Genomic DNA, 19,574 nt, shown 5'->3' on the forward strand with positions numbered 1-19,574 from the left:
AGCGGAAGGGGCCCAGCGCGCACCGTGAGAGACTCCCGCCACAGCCGGATCGTGCTCGTGCTGCTGCTCGCGATCTCCTTCGCCCTGATCACCGTGGACATCCGCGGTGGTGACGACTCCCCGGTCTCGCCGTTGCGGACCGCCGCCTCCGCCGTCTTCGGACCGGCCGAACGCGGCGTCGCCGCCGCCGTCGACCCGGTCGGACGCGCGGTCGGCGCGGTCAAGGACGCGGGCGGGTCCAAGGACGAACGCAAGCGCCTGAAGGACGAGAACGCCAGGCTGCGCCAGCAGATCGCCGACACCCAGCTGGACCGCAACCGGGCTGGCGAACTGGACAAGCTGCTCCGGGTCGCCGCCGCCGGACAGTACAAGATCAAGCCCGCCCGGGTGATCGCCGTCGGACCCGCCCAGGGCTTCTCCTGGACCGTGACCCTCGACGTCGGCACCCGCGACGGCGTCAAACCCGACATGACCGTGCTCAACGGCGACGGACTCGTCGGCCGGATCACCCTCGTCGGTCCGCTCACCTCCACCGTGCTGCTCGCCGTCGACCCCTCCTTCTCGGTCGGGACGCGCATGGCCGGGTCCATGGAGATAGGGATCACCACCGGGCAGGGCGAAGGCCCGCTCAAACTCCAGCTCCTCAACGGCCAGGCCCAGGTGAAGAAGGGCGACCGCCTGGTCTCCTTCGGCTCCGAGGCCGCCAAGCCGTTCGTGCCCGGCGTCCCCGTCGGCGAGGTCAGCGAAGTCGCCTCCACCCCCGGCTCGCTGACCCGCACCGTCCAGGTCAAGCCGTACGTCCGGTTCACCGCGCTCGACACGGTCGGTGTGGTGGTCGAACCGCCGCGCACCAACCCGCGCGACGCCGTACTTCCCCCGCCGCCCGCCGCGACGACAGCCCCCGTGGCCGTCACTCCGCCCGCACCCGAGGAGAAGAAGGACCCGGGCAAGGACGACAAGACGAACAAGGCAGGCAGCAAGACCGACAAGACCGATAAGACTGACAAGACCGACAAGAACACAGACAAGAACAACGCCGCAGTCCCGGCCGGCAGACCCGCCGACACCTCCGATGCCAACAACAGAGCCGCCGGACCAGCCGCCACCGGCCAGACCAACGCCGGAAGGGACTGACCTGTGCGCGTGTCCCGTGTGCTCTTCGCCATCGTCGCGATCTTCATCGGCCTGGTACTCCAGGTCAGTGTGTTCGCCCGCCTCGGCCTCCCGGGCTCCGCCCCGGACCTGCTGATGCTCATCGTCCTGGGCATGGCCCTGACGTACGGTCCGGCCTTCGGCGCGGGAGTCGGCTTCGCCGCCGGACTGTGCGCCGACCTCGCCCCGCCCGCCGACCACGCCGCCGGACGCTACGCCTTCGTGCTGTGCGTCGCCGGCTACGCGGCCGGGCTGTTCGCCGACCGCTCCCGCCGCTCCGTGCTGGGGATCATCGGCATCGTGCTGGTCGCCGCCGCCGTCACCACCGTGCTCTACGCGGGGGTCGGCTCACTCGTCGGCGACACCGCGGCCCGGCACGCCGGACTCGGCAAACTGCTGCTCACCGCCGTGCTCTACGACGTGATCCTCGCGCCGTTCGTCGTCCCCCTGGTCACCCACCTGTCCCGGCGGGCCGACCCGCAGCCGCTGCTGAGCATGTGAGCAACTGAGCATGTGAGCAACCGAGCATGTGAGCAACTGAGCATGTGAACAACCGAGCTTTGAACAGCACCAGTCTTTGAAGAACTGTTCCACGTACGAAATGGGGTCCCCCGACCATGATGCCGAGCCTCGCCAACGCCGGCCGGTCGCGTGGTGACGGCGCACACGGCGTACGGCTGCGCATGATCGTGCTGCAGGTGCTCGTCCTGTCCCTGATCCTCACCCTGTTCGGGCGGCTGTGGTTCCTGCAGATCCGCGAAGGCGACCACTACGCCGCCGCGGCCAACCAGAACCAGGTCAGGAAAGTCGTCACCCAGGCCGTACGGGGTCAGATCCTGGACGACCGGGGCCGCCCGCTGGTCAACAACCGCACCGCCCTGGTGGTGTCGGTCAGCCGGACCGACGTGATGCGCATGCCCGACCGCGGCAACGCGGTGCTCACCCGGCTCGCCGAGGTGCTGAAACTGCCCGCCGACCAGGTCAAGTCGCGGGTCCGGCTGTGTGCCAGGGACGTCCCGAAGCCGTGCTGGAACGGCTCGCCGTACCAGCCGATCCCGGTGACCGACAACGCCACCACCGAGCAGGCCCTGCAGATCATGGAGCACCGGGAGCAGTTCCCCGGAGTCACCGCCGAACCCACCGCGGTGCGCCAGTTCCCGGCACCCGACGGGACCAACGCCGCGCACATGCTCGGCTACCTGTCGCCGGTCAGCGACGAGGAACTGACGGAGCAGAAGAGGGCCGGCAAGGACGTCCTCCAGCGCAGCGACGAGATCGGCCGTTCCGGGCTTGAACGCACGTACGACACTGACCTCCGCGGTCAGAGCGGCATCACCCAGCTGGCAGTGGACCACCTCGGGCGGGTCACCGGAGTCGCCGGGCAGAACGCTCCGGTGCCCGGCAACAACCTCGTGACCAGCATCGACTCAAGGATCCAGAAGGTCACCGAGGACCAGTTGCAGGCCGCGCTCGAACGCGCCCGCGGGCTGACCGACACGAACACCGGCAAGAAGTTCACCGCCGACTCCGGCGCGGCCGTGGTCATGGACGTCAAGACCGGCCGGATCGTCGCGATGGCCTCCGCCCCGACCTTCGACCCGAACGTGTGGATCGGCGGTATCTCGCAGCAGGACTACCAACTGCTCAGCGACCAGAAGGCCGGGGTCCCGATGATCTCCCGGGCCACCCAGGGGCAGTTCGCCCCCGGCTCGATCTTCAAGGTGGTCACGTCGTCGGCGGCGCTTGAGGACGGCTTCTCCAGCAAGTCGAATTACCCCTGCACCTCGGACATCGCCGTGGGCAACATGAACTTCCACAACCTGGAGTCGAAGGGCTACGGGGACATCTCCCTGCAGCGCGCCCTCGAAGTGTCCTGCAACACGGTGTTCTACGGCCTCGGCTACAAAATGTGGCAGAAGGACGGCGGGATCAACGGCAAGAACCCGAAGGAGGCGCTGGCCACCATGGCCAGGGCGTACGGACTGGGTTCGAAGACCGGCATCGACCTGCCCGGCGAGGCCGCCGGCCGGATCATCGACCGCGCCTACCGGAAGAAGGACTGGGAGCAGAACAAGGACACCTGGTGCAAACGGACTGATCAGGTCTCGCGGGAGAACTGCGTGGACGGCTGGCAGTTCAAGCCCGGCGAGTCGGTCACCACCGCGATCGGGCAGGGCGACACACTCGTCACCCCCCTCCAGATGGCCCGGGTCTACGCGGCGATCGCCAACGGCGGCACCGTCTACAAGCCGTCCATCGGGAAGGCCATAGTGGGTCCGGACGGCAAGCTGGTCCGCGAGATCAAGCCCGAGGTCCAGGGCAAGCTGCCGATAAGCGCTGACACCCTTGAATACCTCCAGAAGGCCCTGGTCAGCGTCTCGAACAACGGCACCGCGGCGGGTGTGTTCGGCGGCAACTGGCCGATGGACAAGCTGCCGATAGGAGCCAAGACCGGCACCGCGTCGGTGGAGGGTCAGCAGTCCACATCGTGGTTCGCCACGATGGGCCCGGCCAACGACGCGCAGTACGCGGTCGTGATGATGGTCAGCCACGGCGGCACCGGCTCCGGCACTTCGGGTCCGTCGGTGAAGAAGATCTACGAGGCGCTGCTCGGCGTGGACGACAAGGGCAAGTACGTGCCGGAGGCGGCCGTCCTGCCGCACCCGCCGACCGCGCTCCCCGTGTTCAACGCCGACGGCAGCATCAAGCCCGCCGCGTACCCGGTCTCCGGGGGCGGCCCGGCTTCGGGTGACCCCCTGGGGCTCACGCGACTTGCCGCGCTGCCGCCCGAGCGGACCGCCTACCGAGGAGGCCGTACGCAGTGAATCTCAAACTCGGCACCAGCAAGCCTTCGGCCTACCGCCAGCCCGACCTGGGCAAGTTCTCCGCGGCGTTCACCCCACGGGTCTCCACGACCAGGCGGCTGATCCGCGGTGACGCGCCCGCGCGCCGCCTGGACTGGATACTGTTCGGCTCGGCGTTCTCACTGTCCCTGGTCGGCGCGGTGCTGGTGTGGTCGGCGACCAAGGGCCGCACCGGCCTGACCGGCGGGGACCCGAACGCGTTCCTGAAGAAGCACCTGCTCAACCTGTGCATCGGCCTGGTGCTCTTCACCCTGACCGCGGCTGTCGGCCACCGCCGGCTGCGGGCCTTCGTCCCGTTCGTCTGCGTCGCGGCGCTCGGCCTGCTGATGGCCACGCTGGTCATCGGCAGCGAGATCAACGGCCAGAAGGCGTGGATCGTCCTCGGCGGCGGGTTCTCCATCCAGGCCGGTGAGTTCGCGAAGATCGCGGTGATCCTGGCGATGGCGATGCTGCTCGCCGAGCGGGTGGACGCCGGTGAGGCAGACGCGCCCACGAACAAACTGGTCCTCATCGCGCTGCTGGTCGCCGGAGTGCCGATCGGCTGCATCCTGCTGATGCCCGACATGGGCACCATCATGGTCATCGGTGTGATCGTGCTCGGGGTGCTGCTCGCCTCGGGAGCCCGCATCTGGTGGGTCGTGGGCCTGATCCTGCTCGCGGTGGTCGGCTCGGTCGCGATCTGGAAGCTGGGCCTGCTCTCGCCGTACCAGATCAACCGGTTCGCGGTTTTCGCGAACCCCGATCTGGACCCGCAGGGCGCCGGGTACAACCTCAAGCAGGCCGGCCTGGCCATCGGCGCCGGGGGACTGACCGGCCAGGGGCTCGGCCAGGGGCAGCAGACCAGCGGCCAGTTCGTGCCCGAGCAGCAGACCGACTTCATCTTCTCGGTGGCCGGTGAGGAACTGGGTTTCGTGGGCTGCGGGGTCATCCTCAGCCTGTTCGCCGTGCTCATGTGGCGGGGCCTGCGGATCGCCGCCAAGTCGGACGACCTCTACGGCACGATCATCGCTGTGGGCGTCGTGTCCTGGCTGGCCTTCCAGACGTTCGAGAACATCGGCATGAACATCGGCATCATGCCGGTGGCCGGGCTGCCACTGCCCTTTGTGTCGTACGGCGGTTCGTCGATGTTCGCCATATGGATCGCGATCGGACTGCTGCAGTCGGTGCACATGCGCGGGGCGAGCTTCAAGCACGGGCTCTAGGGCCTGTTCTGGAGTCTTTCCGTCCGGTGGTCACGGGTTCCCACGCTCCACGGTGAACTGAAGCGTGGAAAACCCGTGATCATCGCGTACGGGTCAACTGACGTGCCGGGTCAGCTCCCGCAGAACTTCTTCTCCGCCGCGAACGGGTCCGGCGGGATTCGCAGCTGTGTGCGGGACCAGGCCCCGGTGAGGTTTTTCCAGAAGCGTCCGGCGCTCATAGGTTCCCGTACGGAGTCCTGAAGTTCCTTGAGGTCACCGCAGGACAGTGCGTGCCGTGCCGCGGCCACAGCCTCGGGGGTCACCGGCTGGGGCTGGTAGAAACTGCCGAACGGGCTGACCGGGGCCGCCGGGTCGGCGTAGTCCGCGAGCATCCACGTGTGTGGCAGTGGCTTCGAGTGGCCGGGCTTGCCGACGGGGTATTCCAGGCGGGAGCCGACCGGATTGACCAGGCCCCAGAAGTCGACCACCCGGCCGTCGACGGGCGTGATCACGCCGACCACGCCCAGGAAGATGCCGATCACGGCGACCGGTTCCTTGTGCTCCGGGCTGAGCGGAACGACGACCTTGTCCGCGAACTGCGGTCCGAAGTAGATCAGTGAGCGCCGTCCCGCGGCGAGCTCCTCGTTGATCGTCAGGCGCAGGTGCTCCTGGGTGAACCGGTAGTCCTCGGCGTCCACGGGGTGGGAGTTGCGGGTGAAACCCGCGTAGTAGGCCCGTTCGTCGTCGATCGCGATGTCGTCCGGGGCGTACGAAACCCGCAGCGTCAGACCGCACACCACCGCCCACACAAGTGTTCCGGCGGTGACCAGCGGCAGCACACCACGTGTGAATGGGACGACCGAGACGGGGATCAGCAGGAGGAACAGCGGGGGCAGCAGCATGCGCGCGTGCATGTAGTCGCCGCCGACCTTCATCACGTACAGGATCAGGAGCAGCCCGGCCACGACCGGCGTCAGCAGGACGACCAGGTCCTTGGTGGTGCGGCGCAGTCCGTAGCCGAGGGCGAACAGGGCGACCGCGACGGCGAGCAGCGGAAGCCAGAGCCAGTACGGGCCGGCGAAGTCGGCTGCGTAGTCCCCGCCACGTGCCCACAGCGAGGAGCCGGCCTCCTTGGTCAGCGCCGGCATCGGGAAGACGATCCCGTAGTAGCCCATCCGGAAGATCTCGTACGCGACCGGCAGCGCGCCGGTCGCCGCCGCGCCCACGGCGGTCAGCTTCCAGGACGGGCGGACGATCAGCCACGTCGAGGCGAGGAACACCACGCTGACGATGGCCAGGTCGGGCCGTACGAGGGGACCCAGGCCGAAGACGAAGCAGGACGTGAGAAGCAGACGGCGGCCGTAGCGCTGCCGCAGTCTGACGAGCAGCCACCAGCACGAGGCCGTCCAGAAGGTGCCGAGGCCGGTCTCCAGCCCTGAGGTGGCGTACTCCCACACGGGGCGCAGGGCCAGCAGCACCAGGACGCCGAAGGGGAGGAGGATCCTGCCGGCGGACAGCGCGCTGTGCAGCCGCCTGGTCGCGTCGACCGCGACGGCGACACCGGCCGCCGACAGGAGCAGACCGAGGACCCACGCGATGCCCGAAGTGTCCTCTTTACCGCTGACGAACCCGCACAGGACGAGCAGCCACTGCCACAACGTGCTGGTGGACGCCTCGGCGCGCTCCCCGGGGGAGTACACCGGGCCGTTGCCGACCAGGATCTCCCGTACGGTGCGGGTGAAGATCAGCGCATCGTCACAGATCCACCGCAGGTGATAGCCGAGGACGAGCATCAGGATCGCGCTCACGAGGGCGATCGACCGGTTCCACCAGGTGATCTGAGAGCGCCGGCGGGCCCCTGGGGACGGCGGTTCAGGAACGGCCGCAAGGGCCTCCGCTGCTGAGGCGGTCGGCACGCTCATGGGGTGGAACTCCTTTCCTGGCGGGGCGGTCGACGTTCCTGGAGAGGCGGTCGGCGTACCTGGAGAGGTGATCGACGGGTCCCCATCTTCGCGCACGCACAAAGGGCGCCGTACGCGGGCGGGACGTGTCGGGCCGGGTTGGGGATATCCTGGGGGGCTGAATCTCCCTGATGTCCCGGAGGTCCGCTTATCCGCTCCGGGGCCGGTTGTGCAGAACCCCCGCCCCTGGAAGGTGGCATTCCATGCCCGTCGAGTCTTTGTTCCCCCGTTTGGAACCGCTGCTGCCGCTGGTGCAGAAGCCGATCCAGTACGTCGGCGGCGAACTCAACTCCACCATCAAGGACTGGGATGAGGCCGCCGTCCGCTGGGTGCTGATGTACCCCGACGCGTACGAGGTCGGGCTGCCCAACCAGGGCGTCATGATCCTGTACGAGGTCCTCAACGAGCTCAAGGACGTGCTGGCCGAGCGCACCTACGCGGTCTGGCAGGACCTGGAGAAGCTCATGCGTGAGCACTCCGTACCCCAGTTCACCGTGGACGCGCACCGCCCGGTGCGCGACTTCGACGTGTTCGGCATCAGCTTCTCCACGGAGCTGGGCTACACGAACATGCTCAACGCCCTGGACCTGGCCGGTATCCCCATCGAGGCCAAGGACCGTACGATCGACGACCCGATCGTGCTCATGGGCGGGCACGCGGCGTTCAACCCCGAGCCGGTCGCGGACTTCATGGACTGCGTGGTCGTCGGCGACGGCGAGCAGGCCGTCCTGATGATCACCGACATCGTGCGGGCCTGGAAGGCCGAAGGCCGCCCCGGCGGACGCGAAGAGGTTCTGTACAGGCTTGCCGTAACCGGCCAGGTCTACGTGCCGAGGTTCTACGATGTGGACTACCTCGACGACGGCCGCATCCAGCGCGTCGCCCCGAACCGGTCCGGTGTGCCGTGGCGGATCTCCAAGCACACGGTCATGGACCTCGACGAATGGCCCTACCCCAAGCAGCCGCTGGTCCCCCTCGCGGAGACCGTGCACGAGCGGATGTCCGTAGAAATCTTCCGCGGCTGCACCCGCGGTTGCCGTTTCTGCCAGGCCGGCATGATCACGCGTCCCGTGCGGGAGCGAAGCATCACCGGCATCGGCGAGATGGTCGAGAGGGGGCTGAAGGCGACCGGCTTTGAAGAGGTCGGTCTCCTCAGCCTCTCCTCCGCGGATCACTCCGAGATCGCCGAGATCGCCAAGGGCCTCGCGGACCGCTACACCGAGGACAAAGTCGGCCTGTCGCTGCCGTCGACCCGCGTCGACGCGTTCAACATCGACCTGGCCAACGAACTGACCCGCAACGGCCGCCGCTCCGGGCTGACGTTCGCCCCCGAGGGCGGCAGCGAGCGCCTGCGCAAGGTCATCAACAAGATGGTCAGCGAAGAGGACCTGATCCGGACCGTCGCGACGGCGTACGGGAACGGCTGGCGGCAGGTGAAGCTCTACTTCATGGTCGGGCTGCCCACCGAGACCGACGAAGACGTCATGGAGATCGCGGCGATGGCCAAGAAGGTCATCGCCAAGGGGCGCGAGGTCTCCGGCAACCGCGACATCCGCTGCACCGTGAGCATCGGCGGCTTCGTGCCGAAGCCGCACACGCCGTTCCAGTGGGCGCCGCAGCTCGACCCGGACAGCACCGACGCCCGGCTGCACAAGCTGCGCGACGAGATCCGCAAGGACCGGCAGTACGGCAAGGCCATCGGCTTCCGCTACCACGACGGCAAGCCCGGCCTCATCGAAGGCCTGCTGTCCCGCGGCGACCGCCGGGTCGGCAAGGTCATCCGCAAGGTCTGGGAGGACGGCGGCCGGTTCGACGGCTGGTCCGAGCACTTCTCCTACGACCAGTGGATGGCCTGCGCCGAGGCGGCCTTCGCCGACACCCCCGTCGACATCTGGTGGTACACCACCCGCGAGCGCCTCCAGGAGGAGGTCCTGCCCTGGGACCACCTCGACTCCGGCCTCGACAAGGACTGGCTGTGGGACGACTGGCAGGACTCCCTCGACGAGGTCGAGGTCGAGGACTGCCGCTGGGACCCGTGCTTCGACTGCGGCGTGTGCCCGCAGCTGGACCTCGACATCCAGATCGGCCCGACGGGGCGGACACTGCTGCCGCTGACGGTGGTCAAACAGTAGGTCGTATATACGAATAACGAGGGCCCGGGTGATGCAGTTCTGCTGTGTCACCTGGGCCTTTGGCGTTCCTGAAGGAAACGGTAGCTGTGCGGCTGGCTCATTGACTTGGCGATGATATATTTACGCCGCCGGGCAGTTTGGATATATCTAGACCTAGTGATTGGGTGATGCTTCATGTCCAAGACGGTCATCGATATAGACGACGCAGCTCTGGATCTTGCCGCTAAGGCCCTCGGCACGAAGACCAAGAAGGACACCGTCAACGCCGCGCTTGTGGCTGCGGGAGCGCGGCTACGCCGCGAACTGGCGCTGGAGAAGCAGCTCCGGCTTGCGGAGGACGGCGCTTTCGACAAGATGCGCGAGCCTGGATTCGAGGAAGAGGTGTGGCGCTGAGTGGTAGGCGTCGAGCACTACTTGATCGACAAGTCGGCGTACAAACGACTCAACAGGCCTGAGGCTCTGGTCGTCTGGCGGGAAGTCCTTCTGCAAGGGCGGATCGGGCTTTGTTGGCCGACGGAGGCGGAGATCCTCTACTCAGCACGGTCGCGTAGCGAATACCGCGCGGTGAAAGAGACCCTCGCGGATCTGTACACCTGGGTTCCGGTGCCTGACGACGTGGGCACCCAGGTCCTGGGCCTTCAGGCGGAACTCGCGGAGAAGAGCCAGCACCGGTCGGCCGGAGTGGTGGACCTGCAGCTCGCAGTCACAGCGAAGGCCCGCGGTCTGACCGTCCTGCACTATGACCGGGACTTCGACACGGTCGCTGACCTCACAGGTCAGCCGGTGCGCTGGCTGATGCCGCCGGGAACCTTCTGAGGATCGGCCGCGTGTACGCCCGGGGGAGGCGCGTACAGTTCGCCCGAATCGCGCCGTAGTCACCGGGGGACACAGGATGCAGCCTGAACAGCAGAATCCGTACGTCCACGAGCCACCTAAAGGCTGTCTCTACAGCGTCGTCTACTGGCCGGCGAAGATCATCGCGGTCATCGTGGTCGTGCCGCTGCGGCTGTTGTGGGAGCTGCTCTGCCTGATCGGCCGGGGGGTGAAGACCCTCCTGTGGGACTGGTTCCTCAAGCCCATCGGGCTCGCGCTGTGGAACTGGCTGCTGTTCCCCGTACTCAAGGGCCTGAAGATCCTGCTGTGGGACTGGCTCCTGTGGCCGGTCCTGCGCGCGGTCGGCTGGCTCGGGCGGATGACCTGGAAGTACATCCTGGAACCGGTGGGCCGGTTCCTGTGGCTCTGTCTCCTGCGTCCTTTGTGGCTCGGCCTGCTCTTCCTGCTGACCTGGCTGATCCTCAAGCCGCTCGAATACCTGATCTTCATCCCGCTGACCTGGCTGATCCACCAGATCCTCGTGCCGGTCTGCCGGGCCCTGTGGGACGCGCTGCGCTTCGCCTGGCGGATCTCCACGATCGTGCTGAACTTCCTGATCGTCCGGCCCCTGGCCTGGGTCTACCGGAACCTCCTCACCCCGGTCGGGCACGCGGTCTCCTGGGTGTTCCGGGTGCTGGTCGCGGTTCCCGTCGCCTGGGTGTGGCGCACCTTCGTCGCCCCGGTCGGACGCGCGGTGGGCACGGTGCTGCGGGCCCTGTTCGGCGGCTGAGGCCAGTGGCCGGGATCAAGGCCGGGATCAAGGCTGGCATCGAGGCCGGGATCGAGGCTGCGTTCGGGGCCGGGTCCGGCGGCTGAAGCGGGACGGCGGGCGCGGGATATCCTGCGGGCAGAAGAAAGCCCCCGGCTCGCCCCATTCCTCGCGGCGACTTGTCTGAAGGACTGAGTTCAACTGGCGAAACGTACGCCCGACGGGCCGCCCCCGGCGCCCGCGGTCCAGAAGCTGAGGCTCCGCTACGCCAAACGCGGACGGCTGCGCTTCTCCAGCCACCGCGACTTCCAGCGCGCACTCGAGCGGGCCCTGCGCCGCGCCGAAGTGCCGATGGCCTACTCGGCCGGTTTCACCCCGCACCCCAAGGTCAGCTACGCCGGTGCCGCACCCACGGGCGTGGCCTCCGAAGCCGAGTACCTCGAGATCGCCGTCACCAGGGTGCTCGACCCCGAGGAACTGCGGCTCAAGCTCGACGAGTCGCTGCCCCCCGGCCTCGACGTGCTCGAAGTCGTCGAATGCCACGGCGGCAACCTCCCCGAGCGCCTGGAGGCCTCGGTCTGGGAGCTGCGTCTGGCCGGGCTCACCCCCGACGACACGCGCAAGGCCGTGGCGACCTTCAATGCGGCTTCAGTCGTCGAAGTCGAACGCATGGGCAAGAACGGCCTGCGGAAGTTCGACGCCAGAGCCGCCGTGGCGGTCCTCGAAGTGGTCGACGCACCGACGGTTGACGCAGGTCACTCGACGGTTGATGGGCCCGACGGCGGTGCCTGTGCGATACTGCGACTGGTTGTACGGCACACCACACCCGCTGTACGACCCGACGACGTTCTGTCCGGCCTCCGGCTGGTCGCCGACCTCGTACCGCCCGCACCGCCTTCGGTGACGCGGCTGGCACAGGGGCCGCTCGACCCCGCGACCGGGACGGTGTCCGACCCGCTCGCAGCCGATCGCGCAACCTCCTGACCACTCAGGGGACTGCTGCGCACAGCTTTTAGCGCGGCGGCCCGGCGGAACAGTCGTTGAAGCCTCGAACCGGTGACGACCGAACGACCCGGGGCACTAACCGACAGACTTTCACCGGTGCCGCCGCCAGACGTGCAGTGGGACCTGTGAGTGAAACCAGCTTCTGTGCGGCGCCCGTCAACCGGAGCGCCCGGAAGCACGACGGGAGACGACACCCGCATGCTCGAGAACGAGTCGAACGGGACGGCGCCGGACGCCGCCCCCTTGACACCTACTGATTCCGAACCCCCTGCTGCCCCGAAGCGGCGCCGCCGGGCGGCGTCCCGCCCCGCGGGCCCGCCGCAGCCGGACCCGGCCCCGGCCACAGCAGCGGCCGGCCAGCCGGTCACCCCGGCGGCCGTACACGAAGAACCGACCGCTCCTGCGGCGACCCCCGAGGTCACCGAGGCAGCCCCGGCCAAGACCCCGCGCCGCCGGGCGACCCGCAAGGCGTCGGCCCCGGCCGTGGCCGCGGAGCCGGTGCTGGTCGAGGCAGCCGCCCCGGCCGTCGCCGAAGCCGCGCAGGCCGTTGTTGAGGCCGAACCCGCGCAGGACGAGGCACCCAAGCGCCGCCGTACCCGCAAGAAGGTCGCCGAAGCCGCGCCCGGTCCTGAAGCCGTCGTGGTCGAAGAGCCCCCGGCCGAGGCCGCGCCCGAGCCGGTCGCCGAGCGCCCCGCCCGGCGCACCCGCAAGCGCGCCGCGAAGACCGTCGAGCCCGCCACGGAGGTGACGACCGCTGACGAGCCGGTCGCCACTGAAGAGACGCTGTTCGGCACTGTCCCGTTCGACGCACCCGTAGCGGTGATCGAAGTGATCGTGGAAGAAGACCCGCAGGCCGCACCGGCCCCGGTCGAAGAACCCCCCGCGCGCGCGCCCCGGGCCGCCCGTCGCCCCGTGTTCCAGCCGCTGTTCCAGGCTCCGCAGGCACCTGTCTTCTCTCCGCCGACCGCGCCCGCCGCACCCGCGCCGGTCGACGCGCAGGACGAGGACGACGCACCGGACGACGACGCCCGCGGCGGCAGCCGCCGCCGCCGGGCCCGCCGCAGCCGGCTCGCCGCGCCGTTCACCCTTGAGGTCAACGAGGACGACGAGACGGTCGCAGTCCCCGTGGTCGCTGAGCCTCCGGCCGAGCCGGAGTCCGACACCGACTCCGACGCCGAAGGCTTCGCGGACGACGAGGACGACGACGAGGACGGCAACGACCGCCGCCGTCGCCGCCGCCGTGGGGGACGACGCCGCCGCACCCGCGCCGACGGTGCCGACCACCAGGACGAAGACGACGAGGACGGCGCGGACGAGCCCACCGGTGCGACGCACTCTCCGGACCCGGCGCCGCTTTCCACCGAACCCGCCGACGAGGACACGCACGCCGTCGAGGACGACTCGGACGACGAGGACGACGACGACGAGTCGGGCTCGGCCTCCAGCCGCCGTCGCCGCCGTCGCCGTCGCCGCACGGGTGTCGACGACGAGGTCCCGGCCGCCGACGACCCCGAGCGCACGGTCGTCAAGGTCCGCGAGCCCCGCGAGACCACCCGCAAGGGCCGGGGCCGCAACGGTGACGCCGCACACAGTGACTCCGCCGCCTCGGACAACATGTCCGAAGACGGTGTGACCTCGATCAAGGGTTCGACCCGGCTTGAGGCCAAGAAGGTCCGCCGCCGCGAGGGCCGCGAAGCCGGCCGTCGCCGGGTGCCGATCGTCACCGAGGCCGAGTTCCTGGCCCGCCGTGAGGCGGTCGAGCGCATCATGGTCGTCCGCCAGTCCGGCGAGCGCACCCAGATCGGCGTCCTCGAAGACGACGTGCTCGTCGAGCACTACGTCAACAAGGAGCAGTCCTCCTCGTACGTCGGCAACGTGTACCTGGGCAAGGTGCAGAACGTCCTGCCGTCGATGGAGGCCGCGTTCGTCGACATCGGCAAGGGCCGCAACGCGGTCCTGTACGCCGGTGAGGTCAGCTTCGGCGGCAACGGACCGCGTCGCATCGAGTCGGTGCTCAAGCCGGGCCAGACCGTGCTCGTGCAGGTCACCAAGGACCCGATCGGCCACAAGGGCGCCCGCCTGACCGGCCAGATCTCGCTCCCGGGCCGCTACCTGGTCTACGTGCCCGAAGGCAGCATGACCGGCATCAGCCGCAAGCTGCCGGACATCGAGCGCGCCCGCCTCAAGTCGATCCTCAAGAAGATCGTCCCCGACGACGCCGGCGTGATCGTCCGGACCGCCGCCGAGGGCGCCTCGGAGACCGACCTGGCCCGCGACGTCGAACGCCTGCACGCGCAGTACGAAGAGATCAAGCGCAAGTCGCAGATGATCACCTCGTCGGTGCCCGCGCTCGTCTACGGCGAGCCGGAGATGCGCACCCGCGTCGTCCGCGACATCTTCAACGAGGACTTCTCCAAGCTCATCGTCTCCGGTGACGAGGCCTGGCAGGAGATCCAGAGATACGTCACGCAGGTCGCCCCGGACCTGGCCCCGCGCCTGTCCCGGTGGACCAGTGAGGTTGACGTCTTCTCGACCTACCGCATCGACGAGCAGCTGATGAAGGCACTGGACCGCAAGGTCTGGCTGCCCTCCGGCGGCTCGCTGGTCATCGACCGCACCGAGGCCATGATCGTGGTCGACGTCAACACCGGGAAGTTCACCGGGCAGGGCGGCAACCTCGAAGAGACCGTCACCCGCAACAACCTGGAGGCGGCCGAGGAGATCGTCCGCCAGCTGCGGCTGCGGGACCTCGGCGGCATCATCGTCGTCGACTTCATCGACATGGTCCTGGAGTCCAACCGCGACCTCGTGCTGCGCCGCCTCATCGAGGCGCTCGGCCGGGACCGCACCAAGCACCAGGTGGCCGAGGTCACCTCGCTCGGCCTGGTGCAGATGACCCGCAAGCGGGTCGGCCAGGGCCTCCTTGAGTCCTTCTCGGAGACCTGCCACCTCTGCAACGGCCGCGGCGTGCTCGTCCACATGAACCTGGTCGAGCCGCCCAAGGGCAACGGCGACAAGTCGCCGAACGGTTCGAACGGTTCGAACGGTTCGAACGGTTCGCACGGTTCCGAGGGCACGGACGCTCCGCACGCGCACGGCGCGGACGGTTCGCACGAGGCTGTGCACGCTTCTGTGAACGGCACGGGCGACGAGCCGGCGCCGGAGTCCAACGGCAACGGCAAGCGCCGCCGCAAGGGCAAGGGCGGCCGTCAGCAGGACGAGGCCGTCGGGACGGCCGACGCCGGTACGGACGCAGCCCTGTTCGTCGACGTGATGGACGTCGCCGAGCCGGTCGGCATCGAACTGGTCGTGGTCGAATCGCCGGCCGTCGAGTCGCTTGAGGACCCGGTGGCCGCGACGGTCACCGAGACGGTCGTCAAGCCGGTCGCCACCCCGGTTGTCGAAGCGTTCGAAGAATTCGAGGAGCCGACGGTTCCGGCCAAGCGGACCCGGGCCCGTAAGGCGGCGGCGAAGAAGGCCGCGGTCAGGGCGGACGCCGAGGCCGCCGCCGAGGTGCCGGTCGTCGAGACGGTGGCCGCAGCGCCGGTCGCCCGGCGCGCGGCCCAGTCCACAGGGGAGCCTGTCGCGGACGTTCCGGCGAAGAAGGCGGTCAGGAACCGGCGCAAGGCGGTCAAGGCCGCCCAGGCGCCGGAGCCGGCCCCGGTCGAGGCCGCGCCGGCCGTCGCCCCCGCTGTCGCAGCGGTCGTCACGGTCCCGGCCGCAGCCGGACCCGCTGAGGAAGCGGCCGGGGCTCCCGCTGTCCGCAAGGTGGCGGCCCGGGCCCCGCGCAAGCCCTCCCGGCGGGCCACGCGCCCGGCGGGCGCCCCGCAGGCGGCTGACGCCGCCGGTGAGGCACCTGCGGGCTCTGCTTCCTGAGTTCCGTACCGAACACCGCCTGACTCCGGTCCGGCTCCCGTTTGAACCCTGTTTGACCCTGGTGAAGACCGGCCCCGCGCAGCACTGCGGGGGGCCGGTTTGACCCGGACAGGGCGGTATCCGTAACCTTTATCTTCGGCGTACTTCACGCCAAGCCACTGAGCAACCACCTCCCATACCTGCCGGGTCCTGAGGATCTGCAGCGGACGGGGGAGGCCCCCTGTGTGACCACGGGACTTCCGTACGGGATTTTCGAATCCTGGAAGCACCCGGCCCGGGCGGGCTGGCATCAGAGGTCCGTTGATCTTAAGAAAGCAGGTCCACGTGTACGCGATCGTGCGTGCCGGCGGTCGGCAGCTTAAAGTTGCCGTCGGCGATGTCATCGAGGTAGACCGTCTCCAGGCCGCGGCCGGCGAGACCGTTGACCTCAAAGTCCTCCTTGCCGTTGACGGCTCGGCTGTGACGAGCGACCCGTGGGTCCTCGCTGGGTGGAAGGTCGCGACTGAGGTCGTCGACCACACCAAGGGCAAGAAGATCAACATCATGAAGTACAAGAACAAGACCGGCTACAAGAAGCGCATGGGACACCGTTCCCAGCTGACGCTTCTCAAGGTCACCGCAATCAACTCCGGCAAGTAAGGGCGGGCTGAAGAATGGCACATAAAAAAGGCGCATCTTCCACCCGGAACGGCCGCGACTCCAACTCTCAGCGACTTGGTGTCAAGCGTTTCGGTGGCCAGCTCGTCAACGCCGGTGAGATCATCGTGCGCCAGCGTGGCACCCACTTCCACCCCGGCCTGAACATGGGCCGCGGCGGCGACGACACCCTGTTCGCGCTCGCCGCCGGTGCGGTCGAGTTCGGCAAGGCCCGCGGTCGTCGCGTCGTCAACATCGTGCCGGTCGCGGAGTAGTCTCCGTACCCGGACGTCCTCATCGCTCCTCCGAGAGGTAGCAACCGGAGTAAATTCCGTACGGACGTTGTTGCACGCATAGCTGACTAGATCTGAGGGTGGACCGTCACGCGCGGTCCACCCTCAGATTTTTGTGCGGACAGGTTCCGCCGTACGCACTATGTACATTTGATCCATACCGGGACCAAGGGAGACTCCTCCCCGGCCCGATCTGTTGGAGGTAACACCGTGGCCACCTTTGTCGACCGCGTCGTGCTGCACGTCGCAGCAGGTAGCGGGGGTCACGGCTGTTCCTCCGTGCACCGTGAGAAGTTCAAGCCGCTCGGCGGCCCCGACGGCGGCAACGGGGGCCGGGGCGGCAACGTCACGATCTTCGTCGACCCGAACGTCACCACGCTGATCGACTACCACCACGCGCCGCACCAGAAGGCCACCAACGGCAAGCCGGGCGCGGGCGACCACCGCAGTGGCGCCAACGGCATCGACCTGATCCTGCCGGTTCCGGACGGCACCGTGGTCAAGCGGATCAACGAGGACGGCACCGAGACCGAGGTCGGCGACCTCATCGGCAACGGCACCACCATGGTCCTGGCCGAAGGCGGCCGCGGTGGCCTCGGCAACTGGCAGCTGGCGTCCCCGCGCCGCAAGGCGCCCGGTTTCGCGCTGCTCGGTGAGAGCGGCCAGGGCGGGGAGTACGTCCTCGAACTGAAGTCGGTCGCCGACGTCGCACTCGTCGGCTACCCGAGCGCCGGGAAGTCCTCACTGATCGCGACGCTGTCCGCGGCCCGGCCGAAGATCGCCGACTACCCCTTCACCACCCTGATCCCGAACCTGGGCGTGGTCACCGCCGGTGAGGTCGTCTACACCCTCGCCGACGTTCCCGGGCTGATCCCCGGCGCGAGCGAGGGCCGCGGCCTGGGCCTGGAGTTCCTCCGCCACGTCGAGCGCTGCCAGGCGCTCGTGCACGTGCTGGACTGCGCCACGCTGGAGTCCGACCGCGACCCGATCAGCGACCTCGACATGATCGAGGCCGAATTGAAGGCGTACGGCGGTCTCGAGGACCGGCCCCGCATCGTCGCGCTGAACAAGACCGACGTGCCCGACGGCCAGGACCTCGCCGAGATCGTCCGCGCCGAGCTCGAAGCCCGCGGCCTGAAGGTCTTCGAAGTCTCCGCCGTCAGCCGGAAGGGACTGCGCGAGCTCTCCTTCGCGATGGCCGCGCTGGTCAAGGAGGCCCGGGACAGCGCGCCGCCGCCCGAGGTCGCCCGCATCGTGCTCCGCCCCATGGCGGTCGACGACAACGGCTTCACGATCACCCGCGACAACGAGTCCTTCCTCGTCCGCGGCACCAAGCCCGAGCGCTGGGTCAAGCAGACCGACTTCAGCAACGACGAGGCAGTCGGCTACCTCGCCGACCGGCTCGCCCGCCTCGGCGTCGAAGAGTCGCTGTGGAAGGCCGGCGCCACCCCCGGCGCCGAGGTCATCATCGGCAACCCGGAAGTCGACGGCGTCGTGTTCGACTGGGACCCGACCATCGCCGCCGGCGCGGAGATGCTCGGCCGCCGCGGCGAGGACCACCGCCTGGACCAGGCCCGCCCCGCCGCCCAGCGCCGCCTGGAGGCAGACGCGGAGTACCACGGCCGCAAGACGGTCGAGGCCGAGTACGCCGAGTTCGACCCGTTCGACCGCGAGATCGAGGACTGACAGTCCAGAGTCCGTAGTGCTCACTGCTGACCGGGTCCCCGGATCGTTCCGGGGCCCCGGTCAGCGGCGGATCCAGGGGGAGTTGGAACAGTGCGCGAGGACGTGACGTCCGCCAAGCGGATCGTTGTGAAGATCGGCTCGTCGTCGCTGACGACCGCCGCGGGCGGACTCGACGCGGACCGCGTCGACGCCCTCGTGGACGTCCTGGCCGCCAAACGCGCCGAAGGCGTCCAGATCGTCCTGGTGTCCTCCGGCGCGATCGCCGCCGGACTCGCACCGCTCGGGCTCTCCGTACGACCCAAGGACCTGGCCACCCAGCAGGCCGCCGCCAGCGTCGGCCAAGGGCTCCTCATGGCCCGCTACACCGCGTCCTTCGCCCGCTACGGGCACCGGGTCGGGCAGGTCCTGCTCACCGTCAACGACGTCGTGCGCCGGGCGCACTACCGCAACGCACACCAGACCCTCGAACGACTGCTCGACATGGGCGCGCTGCCCGTCGTCAACGAGAACGACACCGTCGCCACCGACGAGATCCGCTTCGGCGACAACGACCGGCTCGCCGCCATGGTCGCCCACCTCGTCCACGCCGACCTCCTCGTCCTCCTGTCCGACATCGACGGCCTGTACGACGGCGTCCCCTCCAGGCCGGGCACCTCCCGCATCGCCGAAGTCCGCGGCCCGGCCGACCTCGACGGCGTCGAGATCGGCAAGGCCGGCAAAGCCGGAGTCGGGACCGGCGGCATGGTCACCAAAGTCGAAGCGGCCTCGATCGCCACCGCCGCCGGCATCCCCGTCGTCCTCACCGCGGCCGCACACGCCTCGGACGCGCTGGGCGGCAAGGACACCGGCACCCTCTTCCGGCGCACCGGCGTACGCCAGGCCGACCGCCTCCTGTGGCTGGCCCACGCCACCACCGGACACGGCCGCCTGCACCTGGACCCCGGAGCCGTCGACGCCGTCGTCACCCGCCGCATGTCCCTCCTCCCGGCGGGTATCTCCCGCGTGGACGGCGACTTCACCGCGGGTGATCCGGTCGACCTGGTTGACGAAAACGGCCACACGGTCGCCCGCGGACTGGTCAACTTTGATGCGAAGGAACTTCCCGGGCTGCTCGGCCGGTCCACCCGTGACCTGGCCAGGGAGCTAGGCCCGGCGTACGAACGTGAGGTCGTCCACCGCGACGACCTCGTACTGCTGCGCCGCTGA

General features: G+C 68.9%; 14 protein-coding genes and 1 pseudogene. 14 read left to right on the top strand and 1 reads right to left on the bottom strand.

Annotated features, from left to right (window positions below; translation table 11 throughout):
- Window positions 1–24: 24 nt before the first annotated feature.
- From mreC to rodA, 4 genes and pseudogenes are all read left to right on the top strand, one after another.
- Entirely contained in the window at window positions 25–1,134 is a 1,110-nt protein-coding gene (gene mreC, locus AC0Z36_RS13110; protein WP_485462998.1) for a rod shape-determining protein MreC, read from the top strand.
- 3 nt (window positions 1,135–1,137) lie between these two features.
- A pseudogene (gene mreD / locus AC0Z36_RS13115) lies at window positions 1,138–1,641 on the top strand (rod shape-determining protein MreD); the annotation flags it as partial.
- Between the two features lie 131 nt (window positions 1,642–1,772).
- Window positions 1,773–3,977: a penicillin-binding protein 2 gene (mrdA, locus tag AC0Z36_RS13120; RefSeq protein WP_485463049.1), complete on the top strand. Its 2,205-nt coding sequence runs from the start codon at window positions 1,773–1,775 to the stop codon at window positions 3,975–3,977.
- Window positions 3,978–4,024: 47 nt separating this feature from the next.
- Window positions 4,025–5,218 (top strand): rod shape-determining protein RodA, encoded by a 1,194-nt coding sequence (gene rodA, locus AC0Z36_RS13125; protein WP_485463050.1) that lies wholly within the window; start codon window positions 4,025–4,027, stop codon window positions 5,216–5,218.
- A 110-nt stretch (window positions 5,219–5,328) separates the two neighbouring features.
- On the opposite strand, the gene AC0Z36_RS13130 is transcribed toward rodA, so the two are convergent.
- Entirely contained in the window at window positions 5,329–7,119 is a 1,791-nt protein-coding gene (locus tag AC0Z36_RS13130; RefSeq protein ID WP_485462999.1) for an arabinofuranosyltransferase AftB family protein, read from the bottom strand.
- A 242-nt stretch (window positions 7,120–7,361) separates the two neighbouring features.
- On the opposite strand from AC0Z36_RS13130, the gene AC0Z36_RS13135 reads away from it, so the two are divergent.
- The 10 genes from AC0Z36_RS13135 (at window position 7,362) to proB (ending at window position 19,574) form a co-directional block, all read left to right on the top strand.
- Window positions 7,362–9,290 carry a TIGR03960 family B12-binding radical SAM protein gene (locus AC0Z36_RS13135; RefSeq protein ID WP_485463000.1) on the top strand — a complete coding sequence of 643 codons (1,929 nt, stop codon included), beginning with the start codon at window positions 7,362–7,364 and terminating at the stop codon, window positions 9,288–9,290.
- Window positions 9,291–9,464: 174 nt separating this feature from the next.
- Window positions 9,465–9,683, top strand: coding sequence for a type II toxin-antitoxin system VapB family antitoxin (locus tag AC0Z36_RS13140; protein WP_485463001.1), 219 nt, complete (start codon window positions 9,465–9,467; stop codon window positions 9,681–9,683).
- Complete coding sequence (locus tag AC0Z36_RS13145; RefSeq protein ID WP_485463002.1) at window positions 9,684–10,106, top strand: PIN domain-containing protein; 423 nt, start codon at window positions 9,684–9,686, stop codon at window positions 10,104–10,106.
- A 76-nt stretch (window positions 10,107–10,182) separates the two neighbouring features.
- The gene (locus AC0Z36_RS13150) at window positions 10,183–10,893 is read left to right on the top strand and encodes a hypothetical protein (protein WP_485463003.1); all 711 of its coding nucleotides are present in this window, start codon (window positions 10,183–10,185) and stop codon (window positions 10,891–10,893) included.
- A 180-nt stretch (window positions 10,894–11,073) separates the two neighbouring features.
- Window positions 11,074–11,856 carry a TIGR03936 family radical SAM-associated protein gene (locus AC0Z36_RS13155; RefSeq protein ID WP_485463051.1) on the top strand — a complete coding sequence of 261 codons (783 nt, stop codon included), beginning with the start codon at window positions 11,074–11,076 and terminating at the stop codon, window positions 11,854–11,856.
- Between the two features lie 219 nt (window positions 11,857–12,075).
- A complete protein-coding gene (locus AC0Z36_RS13160) occupies window positions 12,076–15,753 on the top strand; it encodes an Rne/Rng family ribonuclease (RefSeq protein ID WP_485463004.1) in 3,678 nt (1,225 codons plus the stop codon).
- A 324-nt stretch (window positions 15,754–16,077) separates the two neighbouring features.
- Window positions 16,078–16,392: a 50S ribosomal protein L21 gene (gene rplU, locus AC0Z36_RS13165; protein ID WP_485463005.1), complete on the top strand. Its 315-nt coding sequence runs from the start codon at window positions 16,078–16,080 to the stop codon at window positions 16,390–16,392.
- Window positions 16,393–16,406: 14 nt separating this feature from the next.
- Window positions 16,407–16,664, top strand: coding sequence for a 50S ribosomal protein L27 (gene rpmA, locus AC0Z36_RS13170; protein WP_485463006.1), 258 nt, complete (start codon window positions 16,407–16,409; stop codon window positions 16,662–16,664).
- Between the two features lie 228 nt (window positions 16,665–16,892).
- Window positions 16,893–18,368: a GTPase ObgE gene (gene obgE, locus AC0Z36_RS13175; protein ID WP_485463007.1), complete on the top strand. Its 1,476-nt coding sequence runs from the start codon at window positions 16,893–16,895 to the stop codon at window positions 18,366–18,368.
- A gap of 102 nt (window positions 18,369–18,470) precedes the next feature.
- Window positions 18,471–19,574, top strand: coding sequence for a glutamate 5-kinase (gene proB / locus AC0Z36_RS13180; RefSeq protein ID WP_485463052.1), 1,104 nt, complete (start codon window positions 18,471–18,473; stop codon window positions 19,572–19,574).

This window comes from Kitasatospora sp. UYEF31, from assembly GCF_057291755.1.

Bases quoted from the DNA above. Each gene is read 5' to 3' on its own strand.
- rpmA (WP_485463006.1), top strand. From the start codon at position 16,407: ATGGCACATAAAAAAGGCGCATCTTCCACCCGGAACGGCCGCGACTCC.
- AC0Z36_RS13140 (WP_485463001.1), top strand. From the start codon at position 9,465: ATGTCCAAGACGGTCATCGATATAGACGACGCAGCTCTGGATCTTGCC.
- mrdA (WP_485463049.1), top strand. From the start codon at position 1,773: ATGCCGAGCCTCGCCAACGCCGGCCGGTCGCGTGGTGACGGCGCACAC.
- AC0Z36_RS13160 (WP_485463004.1), top strand. From the start codon at position 12,076: ATGCTCGAGAACGAGTCGAACGGGACGGCGCCGGACGCCGCCCCCTTG.
- AC0Z36_RS13150 (WP_485463003.1), top strand. From the start codon at position 10,183: ATGCAGCCTGAACAGCAGAATCCGTACGTCCACGAGCCACCTAAAGGC.
- AC0Z36_RS13135 (WP_485463000.1), top strand. From the start codon at position 7,362: ATGCCCGTCGAGTCTTTGTTCCCCCGTTTGGAACCGCTGCTGCCGCTG.
- AC0Z36_RS13130 (WP_485462999.1), bottom strand. From the start codon at position 7,119: ATGAGCGTGCCGACCGCCTCAGCAGCGGAGGCCCTTGCGGCCGTTCCT.